At 77.4% G+C, this 16,709-nt stretch carries 11 protein-coding genes, 1 pseudogene and 1 riboswitch; of the genes and pseudogenes, 4 read left to right on the forward strand and 8 right to left on the reverse strand.

What is annotated here, in order from left to right; all coding sequences use genetic code 11:
• On the forward strand, positions 1-1,096 hold a 1,096-nt coding region (locus MHY85_RS15345), incomplete at its 5' end, for a CehA/McbA family metallohydrolase (RefSeq protein WP_239197804.1).
• A gap of 205 nt (positions 1,097-1,301) precedes the next feature.
• Here the strand turns inward: MHY85_RS15345 and MHY85_RS15350 are convergent.
• The 3 genes from MHY85_RS15350 to MHY85_RS15360 form a co-directional block, all read right to left on the reverse strand.
• A complete protein-coding gene (locus tag MHY85_RS15350) occupies positions 1,302-1,799 on the reverse strand; it encodes a DUF3145 domain-containing protein (RefSeq protein WP_158376143.1) in 498 nt (165 codons plus the stop codon).
• Between the two features lie 196 nt (positions 1,800-1,995).
• Positions 1,996-2,481, reverse strand: coding sequence for a peptide deformylase (gene def, locus MHY85_RS15355; RefSeq protein ID WP_154728949.1), 486 nt, complete (start codon positions 2,479-2,481; stop codon positions 1,996-1,998).
• A 289-nt stretch (positions 2,482-2,770) separates the two neighbouring features.
• Entirely contained in the window at positions 2,771-4,432 is a 1,662-nt protein-coding gene (locus MHY85_RS15360; protein ID WP_239197806.1) for an AlkA N-terminal domain-containing protein, read from the reverse strand.
• Between the two features lie 249 nt (positions 4,433-4,681).
• Here MHY85_RS15360 and MHY85_RS15365 point away from each other — a divergent pair, with 249 nt between their 5' ends.
• From MHY85_RS15365 to MHY85_RS15375, 3 genes are read left to right on the forward strand one after another with little or no spacing between them, the layout of a single operon-like run.
• Positions 4,682-5,530 (forward strand): ATP-binding cassette domain-containing protein, encoded by an 849-nt coding sequence (locus tag MHY85_RS15365; protein WP_239197808.1) that lies wholly within the window; start codon positions 4,682-4,684, stop codon positions 5,528-5,530.
• 31 nt (positions 5,531-5,561) lie between these two features.
• The gene (locus tag MHY85_RS15370) at positions 5,562-7,727 is read left to right on the forward strand and encodes a YhgE/Pip domain-containing protein (RefSeq protein ID WP_239197810.1); all 2,166 of its coding nucleotides are present in this window, start codon (positions 5,562-5,564) and stop codon (positions 7,725-7,727) included.
• Positions 7,728-7,740: 13 nt separating this feature from the next.
• A complete protein-coding gene (locus MHY85_RS15375; RefSeq protein WP_239197812.1) occupies positions 7,741-8,355 on the forward strand; it encodes a TetR/AcrR family transcriptional regulator in 615 nt (204 codons plus the stop codon).
• A 166-nt stretch (positions 8,356-8,521) separates the two neighbouring features.
• Here MHY85_RS15375 and MHY85_RS15380 read toward each other — a convergent pair whose 3' ends face one another.
• The 5 genes and pseudogenes from MHY85_RS15380 to MHY85_RS15400 all read right to left on the reverse strand — a co-directional run.
• Positions 8,522-8,746 carry a BldC family transcriptional regulator gene (locus tag MHY85_RS15380; RefSeq protein ID WP_147796295.1) on the reverse strand — a complete coding sequence of 75 codons (225 nt, stop codon included), beginning with the start codon at positions 8,744-8,746 and terminating at the stop codon, positions 8,522-8,524.
• A 16-nt stretch (positions 8,747-8,762) separates the two neighbouring features.
• Positions 8,763-8,837: riboswitch (cyclic di-GMP riboswitch) on the reverse strand.
• A 373-nt stretch (positions 8,838-9,210) separates the two neighbouring features.
• Positions 9,211-9,933, reverse strand: coding sequence for a response regulator (locus tag MHY85_RS15385; protein WP_239197814.1), 723 nt, complete (start codon positions 9,931-9,933; stop codon positions 9,211-9,213).
• A complete protein-coding gene (locus MHY85_RS15390) occupies positions 9,930-12,476 on the reverse strand; it encodes an ATP-binding protein (RefSeq protein WP_239197816.1) in 2,547 nt (848 codons plus the stop codon). The genes MHY85_RS15385 and MHY85_RS15390 overlap by 4 nt, the downstream gene beginning before the upstream one ends.
• 202 nt (positions 12,477-12,678) lie before the next feature.
• Positions 12,679-15,333, reverse strand: a complete 2,655-nt coding sequence (locus tag MHY85_RS15395; RefSeq protein ID WP_239197818.1) for a hypothetical protein — start codon at positions 15,331-15,333, stop codon at positions 12,679-12,681.
• Positions 15,334-15,491: 158 nt separating this feature from the next.
• A pseudogene (locus MHY85_RS15400) lies at positions 15,492-16,709 on the reverse strand (hypothetical protein); the annotation flags it as partial.

The following is a 16,709-nucleotide window of genomic DNA, read 5'->3' on the forward strand; positions in this document are numbered from 1 at the left end:
GGGCGGGGCCGGACCGGACGAGCCCGGCGGTGCCCCGCGGGCCGCGCTGACGGTCGACGGCGACCGGCACGCCGTCGCGCCGGTCACCGAGGACGAGCGCGGCGGCGGCGCCGTCCTGCTGCACGGCGTCACGGTGCCCGATCTGCCCGGCACCGGCGCCGGGGACTGGTGGTACCCGCCCGCCCGGACCCTCGTGGACGCCGCGCGGGCCGTCGGCGCGTTCGTCGACGCCGAGAAGCCGACCTGGTGGGACACCCCGGTCCTGATGGCGACCGGCGCCCCGGACGCGGTCGGCGTGCTGAACAACCACTACGTCCCCGGCGGGATGCTCGCCAACGAGGCCTGGGGGCGGCCGCGCGACCGCGCCGCGTACCCGGGTCCGGAGGGCGCCAGCCGGTACCAGCTCGGGCTCTGGTACCGGTACCTCGGGCTCGGCCTGCGGCTGCCGGCGTCGGCGGGCTCGGCGTCGGGTGTGCTGCCCGCGCCGCCCGGGTACGACCGGGTGTACGTCCAGGCGCCGGGGCCCCTGACCGTCGACGGGTTCTACGCCGGGCTGCGGGCCGGGCGGTCGGTCGTGACGAACGGGCCGCTCCTGGCGGTGACCGTCGGCGACGCCGGGCCCGGCGCGACGGTGCCGGCGGGGCGGCACCGGGTGCGGGCGGTGGCGCGCACGGCGTGGGCACCCGGCGTGAGCGCGGGGCCGGAGACGCGCGGGTCGGACGGCTCCGGCGCGGGCGGCTCCGCGCCCGACGGCGCGGGTCCGGTGCGGGTCGAGGTCGTCGTCGACGGCCTGGTCGCGGCGCGCTCCGACGGGCCGGTGCTGGACGTCACGCTCGACCTGCGCCGCGCCGGCTGGGTGGCCGCCCGGGCCAGGCAGCCGGACCCCCGCACGATCCGGCTCGCCCACACGAGCCCCGTGCACCTCGACGGCCCCGGCCCGGACCCCGCGGGGCCGGCCGAGCACCGGGCGTTCTTCGCACGCTGGATCGCCGACCTGGCGGCCGCGGCCCGCGCCGACCCCGGACGGTTCGGTTCCCCGGCCCGCCGCGACGAGGTGCTGGACCTCTACGACCGCGCGGCGCGCTTCTACCGCTGACGAGGACCCGCACCGGCTGCCGCCCGCGCTACGGCGCGCGCTGCAGGAAGTCGCCTGCGCCCAGCGCGGTCGCCCGCGCCGAGCGCGGTAGCCCGGGGTACAGCGCTCGGCCGGGACTGCCGCGCTCGCCGGGCGGGCGCGGCGAGGCGGGGGCGCGGAGCCGGTCCGGTGGCGGTGCGCGGCGCTCCGCGGCGCGACCCGGTGCTCAGCCCACGCGGTGCAGCCAGCGCACGGGCGCGCCCGCGCCCGCGTACCGGAACGGCTCCAGCTCGTCGTCCCACGCCTGCCCGAGCGCCAGCGCCAGCTCCTCGCGCACGGCGCGGGCGTCGGCCTGCTCGAGCGCCGCGCGGATGCGGTCCTCGGGGACGACGACGTTGCCGTGCACGTCGGTCTGCGCGTGGAAGATGCCCAGCTCGGGGGTGTGGCTCCACCGGGCGCCGTCGCTGCCGTGGCTCGTGTCCTCGGTGACCTCGTAGCGCAGGTGGGTCCAGCCGCGCAGGGCCGACGCGAGGCGCGCGCCAGTGCCGGAGGTCCCCTGCCACGAGTGCTCGGCACGGAACATCCCCGGTGCGGCGGGCTGCTCGGTCCAGTCCATGGACACGCGCGAGCCCAGCACGTTGCCCGCCGCCCACTCGAGGTGTGGGCAGAGCGCGCGCGGCGCGGAGTGCACGAAAAGAACACCGCGGGTGATCGCACCTGCCATGTCATCCCTCCCGGATCGGCTCGAGGTTCGCCTTCCCCAACGACCTCGTCCCTACCGGGCACGTGACTCCACGACCTGCACGCGCGGCGTGCTGAGGACAGCATGCCTGATGAGGGCCGGTGCGCACCAGCGCTCCGGCCCTCATCACCTGCTCGATGCCCGGATCGTCCGGGTTCCGGACGTCCCCGGCGACCCGTCAGAGGGTCTCGCGGATGGCCCGCATCGCCTTCTTGCGCACGGACCGGTCGAGCCGGTCGATGTAGAGGTGGCCGTCCAGGTGGTCCACCTCGTGCTGCAGGCAGCGGGCCATGAGCTCGACGCCCTCGACGACGACCTCCTTGCCGTCGAGGTCGTGGCCGACGACCCGGGCGTACCAGGCGCGCTTGGTCGGGAACCACAGGTCGGGCACCGACAGGCAGCCCTCGTCGCCGTCCTGGTAGTCCTCGGACAGCTCGACGATCGTCGGGTTCAGCACGTAGCCGAGCTCGTCGTCGATGTTCCAGGAGAACGCCCGCAGCCCGACGCCGATCTGGTTCGCGGCCAGACCCGCGCGACCGTCGTGGTCGACCGTCTCGAGCAGGTCCTCGACCAGGCCCTTCACGCGGGCGTCGATCGTGGTCACCGGCTCGCACGGGGTGCGCAGCACCGGGTCGCCCACCACGCGGATCTCTCTCATCGCCATGCCCGCGATTCTTCCATGCCGCGCGCGGCATCCGCGGTGCGGGCACGCGGCGCGGGGACGGGCTGGTCAGCGCGCCGCCGGCGGTGCCACGCGCGGGGCACGCGCCGGTGGTGCCAGGCGCGGCCTACGCTTTCCGGCGCGGCCTACGCGGATCCGCGTGGGCGGAGCCGGAAGGCGTAGGCCGACCGGAACGGGCGGCGCCGGGCGACGTCGGCCGACCCGCACGGGCGGCGCCGGACGACGCCGGCCGACCGGCACGGACGGCGCCGGCCGAACCACGCGACGGCGCTCAGCGCGCCGCCGCGGCCCGCCAGAGGTGCATCGCGGCGTACGACCGCCAGGGCGACCACACCGCCGCCCGCTCCTCGAGCGCCCGGTGCGCGGACGCGCGCGGCCCGGGGTCGAGCGCGCCAGCGGCGGTCGCGCCCGCGACGAGCGCCACGTCGCCGGTCAGCCACGCGTCTGGGTCGCCCAGCACGCGCATCGCCACGTACGCCGCGGTCCACGGCCCGACGCCCGGCAGCGCGACCAGCCGCGCGCGCAGGTCGGCCGGGTCCGCGCCGACGTGCGCGGGCAGCGTCCCGTCGACCAGCGCCCCGGCGGCCGCGAGCACGGCGGCCACCTGGCGCGCGGGCAGCCGCAGCGGCCGGCCCGGGTCCGGCTCGGCGCCCGGGACCGGTGCCGGGACCGCCGCGAGCACCTCCTTCGGCGTCGGGAACAGCCGGTCCAGCCCCGGGATCGCCGACGCGTACGGCGCGCCCGCGGCGGCGACCAGCCGGCCCAGGTGGCCCCGCGCGGCCGCGACCGAGATCTGCTGCCCGACGATCGCGCGCACGACGAGCTCCGCCGGGTCGACCGTGCCCGGCACCCGGGTGCCCGGCGCGGCCGCGACGAGCGGCGCGAGCACCGGGTCGGCGGACAGCGCGGCGTCCACGGCGGTGGGGTCGGCGTCGAGGTCGAGCAGGCGGCGCACCCGCGCCACCGCGGTGCCGACGTCCGCCAGCGACGCGAGCTCGAGCCGCGCCGCGAGCCGCCAGCCTCCCCGCCGCTCGGGGGTCGCGACGACCTCCACCGCGGCCGGCCCGTGCGGCAGGCTCAGGGTGCGGGCGTAGCGCAGCGGCCCGTCGTCCGGCAGGTCCGCCACCTCCACGCCCGCCACGGCCCGGACCGCCAGGAACCCGAGGACGCCCCGGGCGTCGAACGGCTGCCGCACCGGCAGCGCGAGGTCGAGCCGCACCTGCGGGGCGCCCGCGGGCCCCGGGACCGCCGACCGCGCCGGGTCGACCGCGTCACCGCGCCGCGCCCGCGCCCGCAGCTCCGAGGGCCGCACCGCGAACACCTCGCGGATCGTGTCGTTGAACTGCCGCACCGACCCGAAGCCCGCGGCGAAGGCGACGTCCGTGACCGGCAGCGCGGTCCCGACCAGCAGCGTCCGCGCCGTCTGGGCCCGCCGTGCCCGCGCCAGCGCCTGCGGCCCGGCACCGAGCTCGGCGACGAGCATCCGGTGCACGTGCCGGCTCGTGTACCCGAGCTCCGCGGCGAGCGCCTCCACCCCGCCGCGGTCGAGCAGCCCGTCGCCGATGAGCCGCATCGCCCGGCCGACCGCGTCCCGGCGCAGGTCCCACTCGGGCGTGCCGGGCGTGGCCTCCGGGAGGCAGCGCTTGCACGCGCGGTAACCGGCCTCGTGCGCGGCGGCGGACGTCCGGTAGAACGTCACGTGCTCCCGCCGCGGGGTGCGGGCCGGGCAGGACGGGCGGCAGTAGATCCCCGTCGACGAGACGGCGGTGACGAACTGCCCGTCGAACCGGGTGTCCCGCGCGTCGATCGCCCGGTACCGCTCCTCGAACCCCGGGTCGCCCGGGGCGCACCGGGCGTGCGGCGCCGCGGGGGCGGAGGCGGCCGGCGGGGCGGCGGCGGCCGTGGCCGGGTCGGCGGGTTCGCGGGTGGGCATGCCCCCAGTGCACCGCGCGGACGCAGCCGGAGTCCAGCGGCGATCGGACATCGCCATCGACGCGCGTCCTCCCAGCCGGACCCCCGCACAGGAGGGAACCGCCGATCTCGAGCGCGACCGCCTCGCCCGGCCCGCGGCGGGCCGGCATCCCGCCGGTGTGACGCGCGAGACGCCGCGCCGGGATGACGGCGCGGCCGGGTCGTCCTATCTTTGTACTGACCAGTCAGTGCGAAGCGATCAGAGGCGACAGTGTCTTCGGAGCCCACCCCGACCCGCGAGGCCGAGCAGCAGGACGTCGTACCGGCCGAGCGGCCCGCGCCCTCCGCGCCGTCCGTGCCGTCCGTGCCGTCCGAGCAGGGCGACCTCGAGCAGCAGGACCCCGGCACCGGGTCGGCTCCCCCGTCGCTCGCCGTGCGGGCCCGCGGCCTCGTGCTCACGGGATCCCGCGGAGCCGTCTACGGCCCCGTCGACCTCGACCTGCCCGCCGGCGCACTCACCGTCGTCCAGGGGCCGCAGGGCGCCGGCCGCTCCAGCCTGCTGCTCACCCTCGCCGGCCGGATGGTCCCCGACCGGGGCTCGGACCTCACGGTGCTCGGCGAGGACCTGCCGCGCCGCCGGACCGCCGTGCAGCGCCGTGCCGCCGTGGCCGGCTTCGCCGGGGTGGACGAGCTCGACGACTCCGTCACGGTCGGCGACGTCACCCGCGAGCGGCTCGCCTGGCTGTCGCCCTGGTACCGCTGGACCGGGCGCGTGTCCCAGGAGCGGTTCGCCGCGCTGGCCGGGCCGGTGTTCGGCGAGCGGCCGCTCCCCCGCGTCTCGACCGTGATCTGGGATCTGGACGAGGTCGACGCCATGCTGCTGCGCGTCACGCTCGCGCTGGCCCAGGAGCCCGACCTGCTCGTCGTCGACGACGTCGACCAGGTGCACGACTCCGGCCGCCGGCAGACGGTCTGGACTCGGCTCGAGGCGGTCGCCGCCGCCGGCACCACCGTGATCGCGTCGGTCGCCTCGCTGGACGAGGTCGCCCGGATGCGCTGGTGGACGACGCCCGAGGTCGCGAACCTCGCCACCGGCCCGCACGCCGTGCCCGCCGCCTGAACCCGCTCCCGCACCTCCCCGAGGACTTGTGATGCTCTCCTCCCTGTCGACCGGCACCGAGCTGCGCCGGTTCCGCCGCGGCCTGCTGCCGAAGCTCGCCGTGGTGGCGATGCTGGCCATCCCGCTGCTGTACGGCGCGCTGTACCTGTGGGCCTACTGGGACCCGACCGGCAACCTGGACCGGCTGCCGGTCGCCCTGGTGAACGCCGACGAGGGCGCCACGCAGGACGGGGAGCCGCTGCGCGCGGGTGACGACGTCGTCGACGAGCTGCTCGACTCCGACGCCCTCGACTGGCGGCAGGTCGACGCCGAGGACGCCGCCGCGGGCGTCACCGACGGCACCTACTACTTCGCCGTGACGCTGCCCGCCGACTTCTCGACCGACATCGCGTCGATCGGCGGTGACACCCCGACCTCCGCGGAGATCGACGTCACGTACAACGACGCCAACTCCTACCTCGCCTCGACCCTGGGCCGCAGCGCGATGACCCAGATCCGCGCCGCCGTGTCCGCGACCATCGGCGAGCAGGCGGCGGACCAGGTGCTCGTCGGCCTCGGCTCGGCGCGCGACGGGTTCGCCCAGGCCTCCGACGGCGCGCTGACCCTCACCGCCGCGAGCGGGGACCTGTCGTCCGGCGCGCACCAGGTGGCGGACGGCGCGACCTCGGCCGCGGACGGCGCGGCGCGGCTGTCGTCCGGCGCCACGGACCTCGCGAACGGCGCGGGCCGGCTGGACTCGGGGGCCGCGGCCCTGGCGACCGGCGCCGGCACGCTGTCCTCCGGCGCGGGCTCGGCGGCCTCCGGCGCGGCGGACCTCGCCGCGGGGGCGCAGCGGCTCGCCGACGGGGCGTCCACCGCGGCGACCAGCGCGGGCGCGGTGGCCGACGGCGCGCGTCGGGTGAGCGACGGCGTCGACCAGGTGGCCGCGACGGTCACCGCGCTGTCCGCGGGCGCGCAGGGCCTGTCCGGGACGCTCGCGTCCGCCGGCCAGGACCTGGGGGCGCTCGCGCAGCAGCGGGCGCAGGCCGGGGACACCGCGACCGCCGCGGCGATCCAGGCGGCGCTCGCCGACCTGCAGGGCGCCGTCGCGGACCTCGACCTGCCGGACGCCGCCGCCCAGCAGCAGGCCGCCGCCGACCTCCAGACCCTCGTCGCCGGCGCCCACCAGCTCCGCGACGGCTCCGCCGCCCTCTCGACCGGGCTGGGCACCGTGGCGTCGTCGTCCGGCGAGCTCGCCACCGGCGCGGCCGCCCTGTCCTCGGGCACGGCCCAGGTGGCCTCCGGCGCCTCCGACCTCGCGGGCGGCGCGGGCACCCTCGCCTCCGGCGCGGCCGACCTGGACACCGGCGCGCACACGCTCGCGTCCGGCGCCGCGGACCTCGCGTCCGGCACCGGCACGCTCGCCTCCGGCGCGACCCAGGTCGCCGACGGCACCGACCAGCTCGGCGACGGCAGCCAGGAGCTGGCCGACAAGCTCGCCGACGGGGCAGCACAGATCCCGGACGACTCCGACGGCACCCGGTCCGACCGCGCGAGCGCCCTCAGCACCCCCGTCGAGCTGTCGAGCACCGACGTCGCCGCGGCCGACGGGTACGGCGAGGGCTTCGCGCCGTTCTTCGTGCCGCTGGCGCTGTTCGTCGGCGGGCTCATCACCTGGCTGCTGCTCCGCCCGCTGCCGCCCCGCGGTCTCGCCACCCCGGCCCGCGGCTGGCGGATCGCGCTCGCCGGGTACCTGCCGGCCCTGGCGATCGGCGTCGGGCAGGTCGTGATCCTGCTGACGGTCGTGCACTTCGGGCTCGGCCTCGGCTGGTCGACCGCGCTGGGCACGGCCGCGTTCACCGTGCTGGTCGCGGGCGCCTTCCTCGCGGTGCAGCAGATGCTCATCGCGGTGCTCGGTGCCGCCGCCGGCAAGGTGGCGATCATCGCCCTGCTGATGCTGCAGCTCACGGCCGCGTCGGGCACCTACCCCGTCGAGACCACGCCGGCGTTCTTCCGGGCGCTGCACCCCGCGCTGCCGATGACCTACGCCGTCACCGGCCTGCGCGAGCTCACCACCGGCGGCACGGACGCGCGGCTGTGGACCTCGGTCGCGGCACTGGCGGCGTTCCTGCTGGGCTCGCTCGCGATCACCTCGTGGCGCGCGGCCCGCCAGCGTACGTGGACGCTGTCCCGCCTGCACCCAGCCCTGTCGATCTGAGAGGCTGGGTCCCATGCCAGCCGCCGCCGACGCCGTCCCCGCGCCCTCCGGGGCCGTCGACTCCCCCGGCACCGGCCGGCGCGACACCCGCCGGGCGATCATCACGGCGACCGTCGCGCTGATCGCCGACCGCGGGTTCTCCGCCACCTCCGTCGACGACATCGCCGACCGGGCGGGGGTCGCCAAGGGCAGCGTCTACTACAACTTCGGGTCCAAGGGCGCGCTGTTCGAGACGGTGCTCACCGAGGGGCAGCGCGCGCTGACCACCGCGCTGCGCGGTGCCGCGGAGGGACGCGAGGGCCGGGACGCGGTCGGCGCGCTGGTGCACGAGCTGCTGGCGCAGATCCAGGGGCACCCCGACTTCGCCAAGGTGCTCGTGGCCGAGGTGTTCCGCACCGGCCGGGACTGGCAGGACTCTATCCGGCAGGTGCGCGACGAGTCGTTCGCCGTGTTCGCCGAGGTCGTCGCCGCGTCCTGGCCGCACCGGGACCCGTCGCTGACCGCCGCCGCGATGTTCGGGGCGACGCTCGTCGCCGGCCTGGAGTGGCTCGCGTTCCAGCCCGAGCGGCCGGTCGCGGACGTCCGCCGCGCGGTGCTGGCCACGGTCCTCGACCAGCTCCCGGCCTGAGGTCCGAAGCCCCGTCCGGATCGGCTGAGTGGAAGGTCTGGCCCGACACGCCGTGCGCGTGTCGGGCCAGACCTTCCACTGACCGGGTGCGCGGTCCCGAGAACGCGGAACGGGCCCCCGAGCGTGTGCTCGGGGGCCCGTTCGCGATGGTGCGGGGTGCTGCGCCTCAGAGGCGGCCGGCCTGCTGAGGCACGCCGCCGAGCAGCTCCATGACCTCGGACTCGAGGAACCGGCGGTGGCCGCCGAGGGTGCGGACGGCGGAGAGCTTGCCCGCCTGGGCCCAGCGGGTGACCGTCTTCGGGTCGACCCGGAACATGACCGCGACCTCACCCGGGGTGAGCAGCGAGGCGGAGGCCTGCGTCGGGATCTGGGCCTCGAGGGGGTACGTCATGGTGACTCCTAGTCGGTTCGGTAGCCCGGCTGTCCCGATGGGACCCGTGGCTTTGCGTCCCCGCCTTGCAGCGGGTTTGCCGTTGTCGCTCAACGAGGAGAACTATACAGAAATCGGACAGAACGGCAAGTACCACCCGAGAGCGGACAGAACCGCAGGTCAGCGGTGTGCACGCTCACATGGCGGACGCGAGGGCCGACCACCGGGCGTTACCAGCACCGGGCCGGAGCCGCGACCGGGGTCAGCCGACCGGCGCGTGGATTCACCCGCGCGGGCACCGGCGGGACCCCGAGGTCGCCCGCACGACGCACGTCCCGACCGTCCGGCCCGCGCGGCGGGGCCCGCTCGCTCCTGATCCCCGGCGGAAGGTCTCCCCGCCACCGGATCGTCCGGGGTGCCGGGCGACGATCAGGTGGGAATCAGGGCGATCGAACCGGTGGGCAGCCCGGCGAGCGGCCCGACGGTCAGCCCGCGGCGCCGGGCCCCGACGCCTCACCACCGCCGGTCGGGTCGAAGCGGTAGCCCATCCCCGGCTCCGTCAGCAGGTACCGCGGCGCGGCCGGGTCCGGCTCGAGCTTCTTGCGCAGCTGCGACAGGTACAACCGCAGGTACCCGGTGTCGGTGATGTGCTCGGAGCCCCAGATGTCAGACAGCAGGGTCTGCCGCGTGACGAGCCGCCCGGCATTGCGCACCAGCACCTCGAGGATCCGCCACTCCGTCGGGGTCAGTCGCACGGGCTCGGGCGGCGTGCCGTCCCGGGTGACGGTCGTGGCGGTGAGGTCCACGGTGACATCGCCGATCCGGACCAGCGGCTCGGCGTCGGTCCCGCCGGACGCGCGGCGGGTGAGCGCGCGGATGCGGGCCAGCAGCTCGTCGACGCCGAACGGCTTGGTCACGTAGTCGTCCGCGCCCGCGTCGAGCGCCTCGACCTTGTCGGCCGAGCCGGTGCGCCCGGACAGCACGAGCACGGGGGCGCTGGTCCAGCCGCGCAGGCCCTGGATCACCTCCACGCCGTCGAGGTGCGGCATCCCGAGGTCGATCAGGTACAGGTCGGGCTTGTGCTCGATCGCCTGGTTGAGCGCCGACACCCCGTCGGTGGCGACGAGGATCTCGTAGCCGCGGGCGCGCAGCGTGATCCGCAGGGCGCGCAGGATCTGCGGGTCGTCGTCGGCGACGAGGATCTTCACTCCGCGCTCTCCCTCGGTCCTGGCGCGGCGCCGGCCTGGCGCAGCGCGATCACCATCGTCAGCCCGCCGCCCGGGGTGTCCTCCGGCCCGAGCGTGCCACCCATCCCCTCGGCGAACCCCCGCGACAGCGCCAGCCCGAGCCCGAGCCCGGTCGCGTTGTCGGTGTCGCCGAGCCGCTGGAACGGGACGAACAGGTCGGCGAGCCGATCGGCGGGCACGCCGGGCCCGTGGTCGACCACCCGCACCTCCACCCGGTCGGCGAACGCGCTCGTCCGCACCCGCACCGGCACGCCCGGCGGGCTGGCGTGCAGCGCGTTCGCCAGCACGTTCACGATCACCCGGCGCAGCAGGGCGGGGTCGGCCTGCACCGGCGGCAGCGCGGGGTCGAGCTCGAGCCGCACCTCGTCGGGGCCGGCGCCGAGCTCGTCGAGCGCCGGCAGGATGACCTCGTCCACGTCGGTCGGCCGGACCGAGACCCCCAGCACTCCCGCCTGCAGCCGGCTCACGTCGAGCAGGTCGGTGACGAGGCCGGTGAGGGTGGCCAGGCTCTCGTCGGCGGTCGCGAGCAGCTCGTCGCGGTCGGCGGGCGACAGGTCGACGTCCCGCGACCGGAGGCTGCCGACCGCGGTCGTGGCGGCGGTGAGCGGGCGGCGCAGGTCGTGGCTCACCGCCGACAGCAGCGCGCTGCGCACCTGGTCCGTCTCCCGCAGCGGGCCGATGGCGTCGGCCGTGCGGCTGAGCCGCTGGTGGTCGAGCGCGGCGGCGACCTGCGCGACGACGACGCCGAGCAACCGGTTGTCCGCGCCGTCGACCTCGGGGACGCGCGTGGCGTCGGGGCCGGCGTCGCGCGGCTGCCGCGCGCCGCGGTCGAGGTCGAGCACCGTCTGCTCGTCGACCGGCACGTGCGGCGACCCGGGCCGGACGGTGCCCGACTCGGCGAGGACCTCGTCCCCCGAGCGCAGGCGGACGCCCGCGAGCCCGAAGGCCTCCCGCGCCCGCTCGATCAGCGCGCCGAGCGTGTCCTGGCCCCGCAGGACCCCGCCCGCGACCGTGGCCAGCAGCTCGGACTCCGCCCGCGCGCGGTGCGCGGCCCGCGTGCGGCGCGCGGCGAGGTCGACCACGGCGGCGACCAGCGCACCGTTCACGACGTACAGGGCGAGCGCGAGGGCGTGCACCGGCTCGCTGACGGTGACCGTGTGGGTCGGTGCGACGAACAGGTAGTTCAGCGTCAGGCCGGACAGCAGCGCCGTGAGCAGCGCGGGCCACAGGCCGCCGACCAGCGCGATCACCACGACCAGCAGCTGGTAGGCGAGCACATCGCTGGCGAGCGAGTCGGGGGTCCGCGCGGCGACCAGCCACCAGGTGAGCAGCGGGCCGAGGACGACGCACAGGGCGAACCCGAGCAGGCGCCGCCGGACCGTGAGTGCGCCCGACACCCGCGGCAGCGGCAGCCGGCCGCCGGCCGCGGCGGCGTGGTTGACGATGTGCACGTCGATCGGCCCGGCGTGCCGGATGACGGTCGCCCCGATGCCCGGGCCCGTCAGCGCGGCCTTCAGCCAGCCGCGGCGGCTCAGCCCGATGACGAGCTGGGTCGCGTCCTGCCCGCGGGCGAACTCGACGAGCGCGGTCGGCACGTCCTCCCCCACCACCTGGTGGTAGGTGCCGCCGAGCTGCTCGGCGAGCGCCGTCTGGGCCGCGAGCGCCCCGGGGTCGGTGTCCCGGAGCCCGGTCTGGGCACTGACGTGCACCGCCAGCAGCTCGCCGCCGGCCGACCGCGCGGCGATCCGCGCGCCGCGGCGCAGCAGCGTCTCCCCCTCGGGTCCGCCGGTCAACGCGACCACGACGCGCTCGCGCGCCTCCCAGGGCGCCTCGATGGCGTGCTCGGCACGGTACGAGCGCAGGGCGGAGTCCACCTCGTCGGCGAGCCACAGCAGGGCGAGCTCGCGCAGCGCCGTGAGGTTGCCGAGCCGGAAGTAGTTCGACAGCGCGGCGTCGACCCGCTCGGCCGGGTAGACGTTTCCCTCGGCGAGTCGGTCGCGGAGCGACTGCGGGGCGAGGTCCACGAGCTCGATCTGGTCGGCCGACCGGAGCACCGCGTCGGGGACCGTCTCCCGCTGCGGGACGCCCGTGATCGTGCGCACGACGTCGTTGAGCGACGCGATGTGCTGGATGTTCACCGTGGTCAGCACGTCGATGCCGGCGTCCAGCAGCTCCGCGACGTCCTGCCAGCGCTTGTCGTGCCGGGAGCCGGGGGCGTTGGTGTGCGCGTACTCGTCGACCAAGGCGACCTCGGGGCGCCGGGCCAGGACGGCGGCGAGGTCCAGCTCCGTCAGGGCGACTCCGCGGTGCTCGACGCGGGCGCGCGGCACCACCTCCAGACCCTCGACCAGCGCGGCGGTGGCGGCGCGGCCGTGGGTCTCGACCACCGCGACGACGACGTCGCGTCCGTCAGCGCGGAGGTCACGGCCCGCCTCGAGCATGGCGTAGGTCTTGCCCACGCCGGGTGCGGCACCGAGCAGCACGCGCAGCCGGCCCCTGGTCATCCGCTCACCCCTCCTGGTCGTCGAGGGCGAGGTCCGGGCGGCGCCACGGGTGCCGCGCGCCGGCCGGGGCGCTCCGGGTCCCTGCCGCGATCGTAGCCCCGGGCGGGGCGGTGACCTGCGGCGGGGTGCCCGGGTGCGAGCGCCCCGGCACGACCGGCCTGCCCCGCGGCGCGCGCCGGGCCCGCGCGCCGCGGGTGCCCGTTCACCCCGGGGGCCACCGGTCGTCGGCGGAGGTCGCGTCGAGCGCCCGCCGCAGCCGTGACCGCTGGACCACGGCCGCCACCCCGCCGACCGCGAGCAGCAGCGCCGCCCCGCCGAGCAGCGCCACGTCGGCGCCGGTGACGGCGAGCGGCTGGTCGGGCGCGGGAGGCTCGGCGGCCGGCTCTGGCTCCGGCGGTACGGCCGCGACCGTCAGGGTCTCGGCGGGGTCGCCGCACTCGCCGACCGAGAGCACCTCGCCGTCGGCGGTGGTGGTGCGCTCGACGTACCCGTAGGTGCCCGGCCGCTCGGTCGGGTACCGGCCCGTGACGTACTCACCGGCACCGTCCGCCAGCGGGATCGGCCCCGAGGTCCACACCGGATCCTCGCAGACCAGCGCCTCGCCCTCCGGGGCGTGGAACAGGTCGACGACCGTCGTCGCCCCGGCGGGCACCGCGCCGCTCACGACCACGACGTCCCAGAGCTCGTCGCCCACCACGGGCCCGGCATCCGCGGGGTCGCCGGCACGCGCGCCGTGGTCGGGCGAGGCCTCGGCCGGTGCGGCGCGGGCCTCGGTGCGCACGGCGAGGTCGTACGTCACCTGCGTCGTCTCGTACGGCAGGCCGCACACGCCGGCGTGCCGGACCGTGCCGTCCTCGGCGTGCAGGGTCTCGACCCAGTAGACGGCGCCGGCGGCGTCGGGCGCCGCTGTGCTGCCCGAGTCGTACAGCCCGGCGCCCGCCACCGGCACCGGGTCGGACGTCCACAGCAGGGTGTCCTCGTCGCACACGGGATCCGCGTCCGGGTCCTGCGGCCCGTAGGCGCGGAACACCAGGTGGTCGCCCGGGTCGGCCGTCCCGGTCACGAGGGCGACGTCGTGGATCGGCGCTCCGGTCGTGGCGGTCGGCTGCGCCCGGGTCACGACCGACGGCGGCACCACGACCTCCGGCGGCCCGGGCACGTAGAACACCTCCCGCAGGTCGTCGAAGGGGCTCACGAAGGGCTCGACCCGGTCGTCGCCGGCGAACGCGTAGACGACCACGAAGTAGTCGCCGCCCGGGTGGGTCGCGCGGTGCGGCGCCACGATCGGGTGCGCGTCGTCGTAGCCGACCTCGAACGTGCCGTTCACGGCCGCGAGCGTGTCCGTCCAGTGCACCGGCGCGTCCGGGGGCACGTCGGGGCCGTCCGGCGCCGCCGGCAGCGGGCCGTACACCGTCACGGTCGCCTCGCCGAGGTCGGCCGCCCAGCCGCCGAGTCCGCCGAACTGCCCGTGGTCCTCGGGGTACCCGGTGATCGTGATGCGGTCGAACGCGCGCCCGCCCGGGGCGACGTTGTACTCCCGGACCTGCGACTCGTGCGCGAGGTCGAACCGGTCGACCGCCGTCTCCACCTCCTCGAACCACGGCGCGGCGAAGTCCTCCCGCACGTACTCGGCGAGCGGGCCGGCGTCGGCCCGGCGGATCGTGACGACCGCGGTGTAGAAGCCCGGGCCGCTCGCGCGGACGGCGCCGGCGGTGCTGACGGTGCCCGGGCCCTCGGCGACCACGCGCTCGACCCCGGCGACCGGCGCACCGGCGGGCGGGGTGGCCGTCTGCGGCTGCGGCTGGTCGTACGGCCCGTACCAGGTGACGTCCGCGGGCAGGGCGACCGGGACCCCGTCGAGCACGGCCCACTCGTCGCCGGGCGCCGCGGTGAACGTCACGACGTCGACCAGCGGGTCGCCGGCCCCGACGGCGACGTCCCGGACCGTGGTGGTGGCGCGTGGGCGGAAGTCCTTGACCACCTCGAACGGCTCGCCGGGCACGGTCACCTCGGACGGGTCGTGCCCCGGGCGGTTGCCGTAGGTGAGCTGGTCCTGCCGGTTGCCGGCGAGCTCGAGGACCGTGACCGTGGTCCGCCAGGCGTCCGGGAACCGCACCTCGTAGGACACGGTGCCGTTGCCCGTCGCGGTCCAGGCGAGGGTGGTCGGCGCGGCCGTGGTCGTGCCCGAGTACGTGCGGGTGCCGGTCGCGTCGAGGGTCGCGGGACCGGTGAGCGTCACCGTGAACGGGGCACCCACGACCGCCTGCCCCGACGCGGAGCGCAGCGCGATGCCGCGGATCTCGCCCGTGCGGGTGCCCGCGCCCGCCACCGAGCCGGCGGCGCCGGTCCACGGGCCGGCCTCGGCCGCGGCCTGCGCCATGATCTCGGCGGCCCGGTCCTTGACGGCCTGCGGGGTCGCGGCCGCGATCAGGGTGCGCACGGCGCCCACGTCGCCGCCCGCCATCGTCCCGGGACGCTCGTGCCGCTGGTGGACCTCGTAGCCGAGGGCCGCCTGGGTCAGGTCGTCGGTCGACCAGCGGTGCCGGGCGAGGGCCGCGGCGAGCTGCGGGTCGTCCACGTGACTCGCACCCAGCGCGACGTCGCCCGGACCGGACGCGTTGACCCGCGCCTGGACGCAGTAGCCGTGCTCGTCGGAACCGGCCGGCCCGTCCAGCGGCCCGAGCTGCACCGGCCCGTAGCCGGCCGGCGTGATGCTGATGCCGGACGCGGGGACCGCCGCGGCGGCGGTCGGCGGGTCCGGGGCGAGCAGCAGGGCGACGCACGCACCCGCTGCGAGGGCGGCAGCGAGCAGCGCCGAGGTGGCGCGGCGGGCATGCCAAGATGGCCGTGCTTGCATGTCAGATCTCCTGAGGAACTGTCGAGCGGGCACGAGGGTCCGGTGTGCCAGCACCGGGCCCTCACCGCTGAGGTGGTCGGTCGGTGGTCGGTCGTACGGCGTTGCGGCTGTCGGCGTCGGTGGTCAGACCAGGGGCGCCTCCCCCGGCCGCTCGCCCGTCACCCGAGGGCCCAGACGTCGCCGTGCTCGTCGCCGCCCCAGCCGCCGCCCTCGGTCTCGACGACGACGGTCCAGCCGTCGGGCACCGGGTCACCCGGCGACCACCCGGACAGCCACCCGTCGTAGCGTCCGGCGCCGGTCCCGGACCCGGTCCCGGAGCCGCCCGCGGACGCGCCGCCCGCGCGCGTCCCGCTCGACGGGCCGCCACCCGCGGTGCCCGCGCCCCGGGCGTCGGCCGGCGTCGAGGCCTGCCCCCGGGCCGCCGCGGCGCGGTCGGTCGCGAGCCGGTCCTGCTCCGCCTGCCACGCCTCCTCGGCGGCGGCGACCTCCGCGGTCGCGACCACGAGCGCGTCGGCGTGCGCGCGGGCCGTCGCGGCCGCGGCGTCGAGCACCGACGTCCCGACCGGGTCCGGCCCTCCGAGGAGCCCGTCGGCCGCGACCACGGCTGCGGCGAGGACGTCGCGGACGGCGTCGTCGAGCACCCGGCCCTCGGAGCGCGCGAGCGCGGCGCGCGCCCCGTCCACGGCGGCCACCAGCGACCGCACCGCGTCGGCGTGCCCGGCCTCCGCGCGGTCGAGCTCCCACGCGTCCCACGCCAGGCGCACCTCGGCCGCCTCCTCGGCGATCCGGGCGGCGCGGTCCGTCGCGGCATCCGCCTGGGCGAGGCACCAGGCGGTCGCCTCGCCGCGCGGGAGGTCGGGGTCGGGCTGGGTGGCGGGGAGGTCGACGAGCACCGCCGCGAGCCGGCTCCGGGCCGCGTTGTCGGCCACGCGGCCGGCAGAGCCCGCGAGGACCGCCCGGCCGTCGTCCCGCGCTGCACGCAGGTCCGCCGCGGCCTCGGCGAGGGTCACGGCGGCCCGGGCGCGCACCTCGGCCGCCCGGGCCTCGCGCTCGCGCACCACGCCGACGCCCACGCCGGCGAGCGCCGCCACGAGCAGGGTGGCGACGACCCGTGCGGTCCAGCGCCGGGCGGACGGCGCCCGCGGGCGGACGACGTCGCCGGAGCCGGAGGCGGTGGAGCCGGAGGCGGTGGAGCCGGACGCGGTGGAGCCGCCCGAGGCGGTGGCTGGTCCGGAGGCGGTGGCCGGTCCGGACGCGGTGGCCGGTCCGGACGCGGTGGCGGGTCCGGACGCGGTGGTGTCGCCCGAGGACGTAGCGGGTCCGGACGGCGGGTGGTCACCCGGTCCGGCCGGTGGTCCGGCGTCGGGCGACACCAC

It is taken from the genome of Cellulomonas sp. ACRRI (assembly GCF_022346185.1).
In the GTDB taxonomy this organism is placed as follows: domain Bacteria; phylum Actinomycetota; class Actinomycetes; order Actinomycetales; family Cellulomonadaceae; genus Cellulomonas.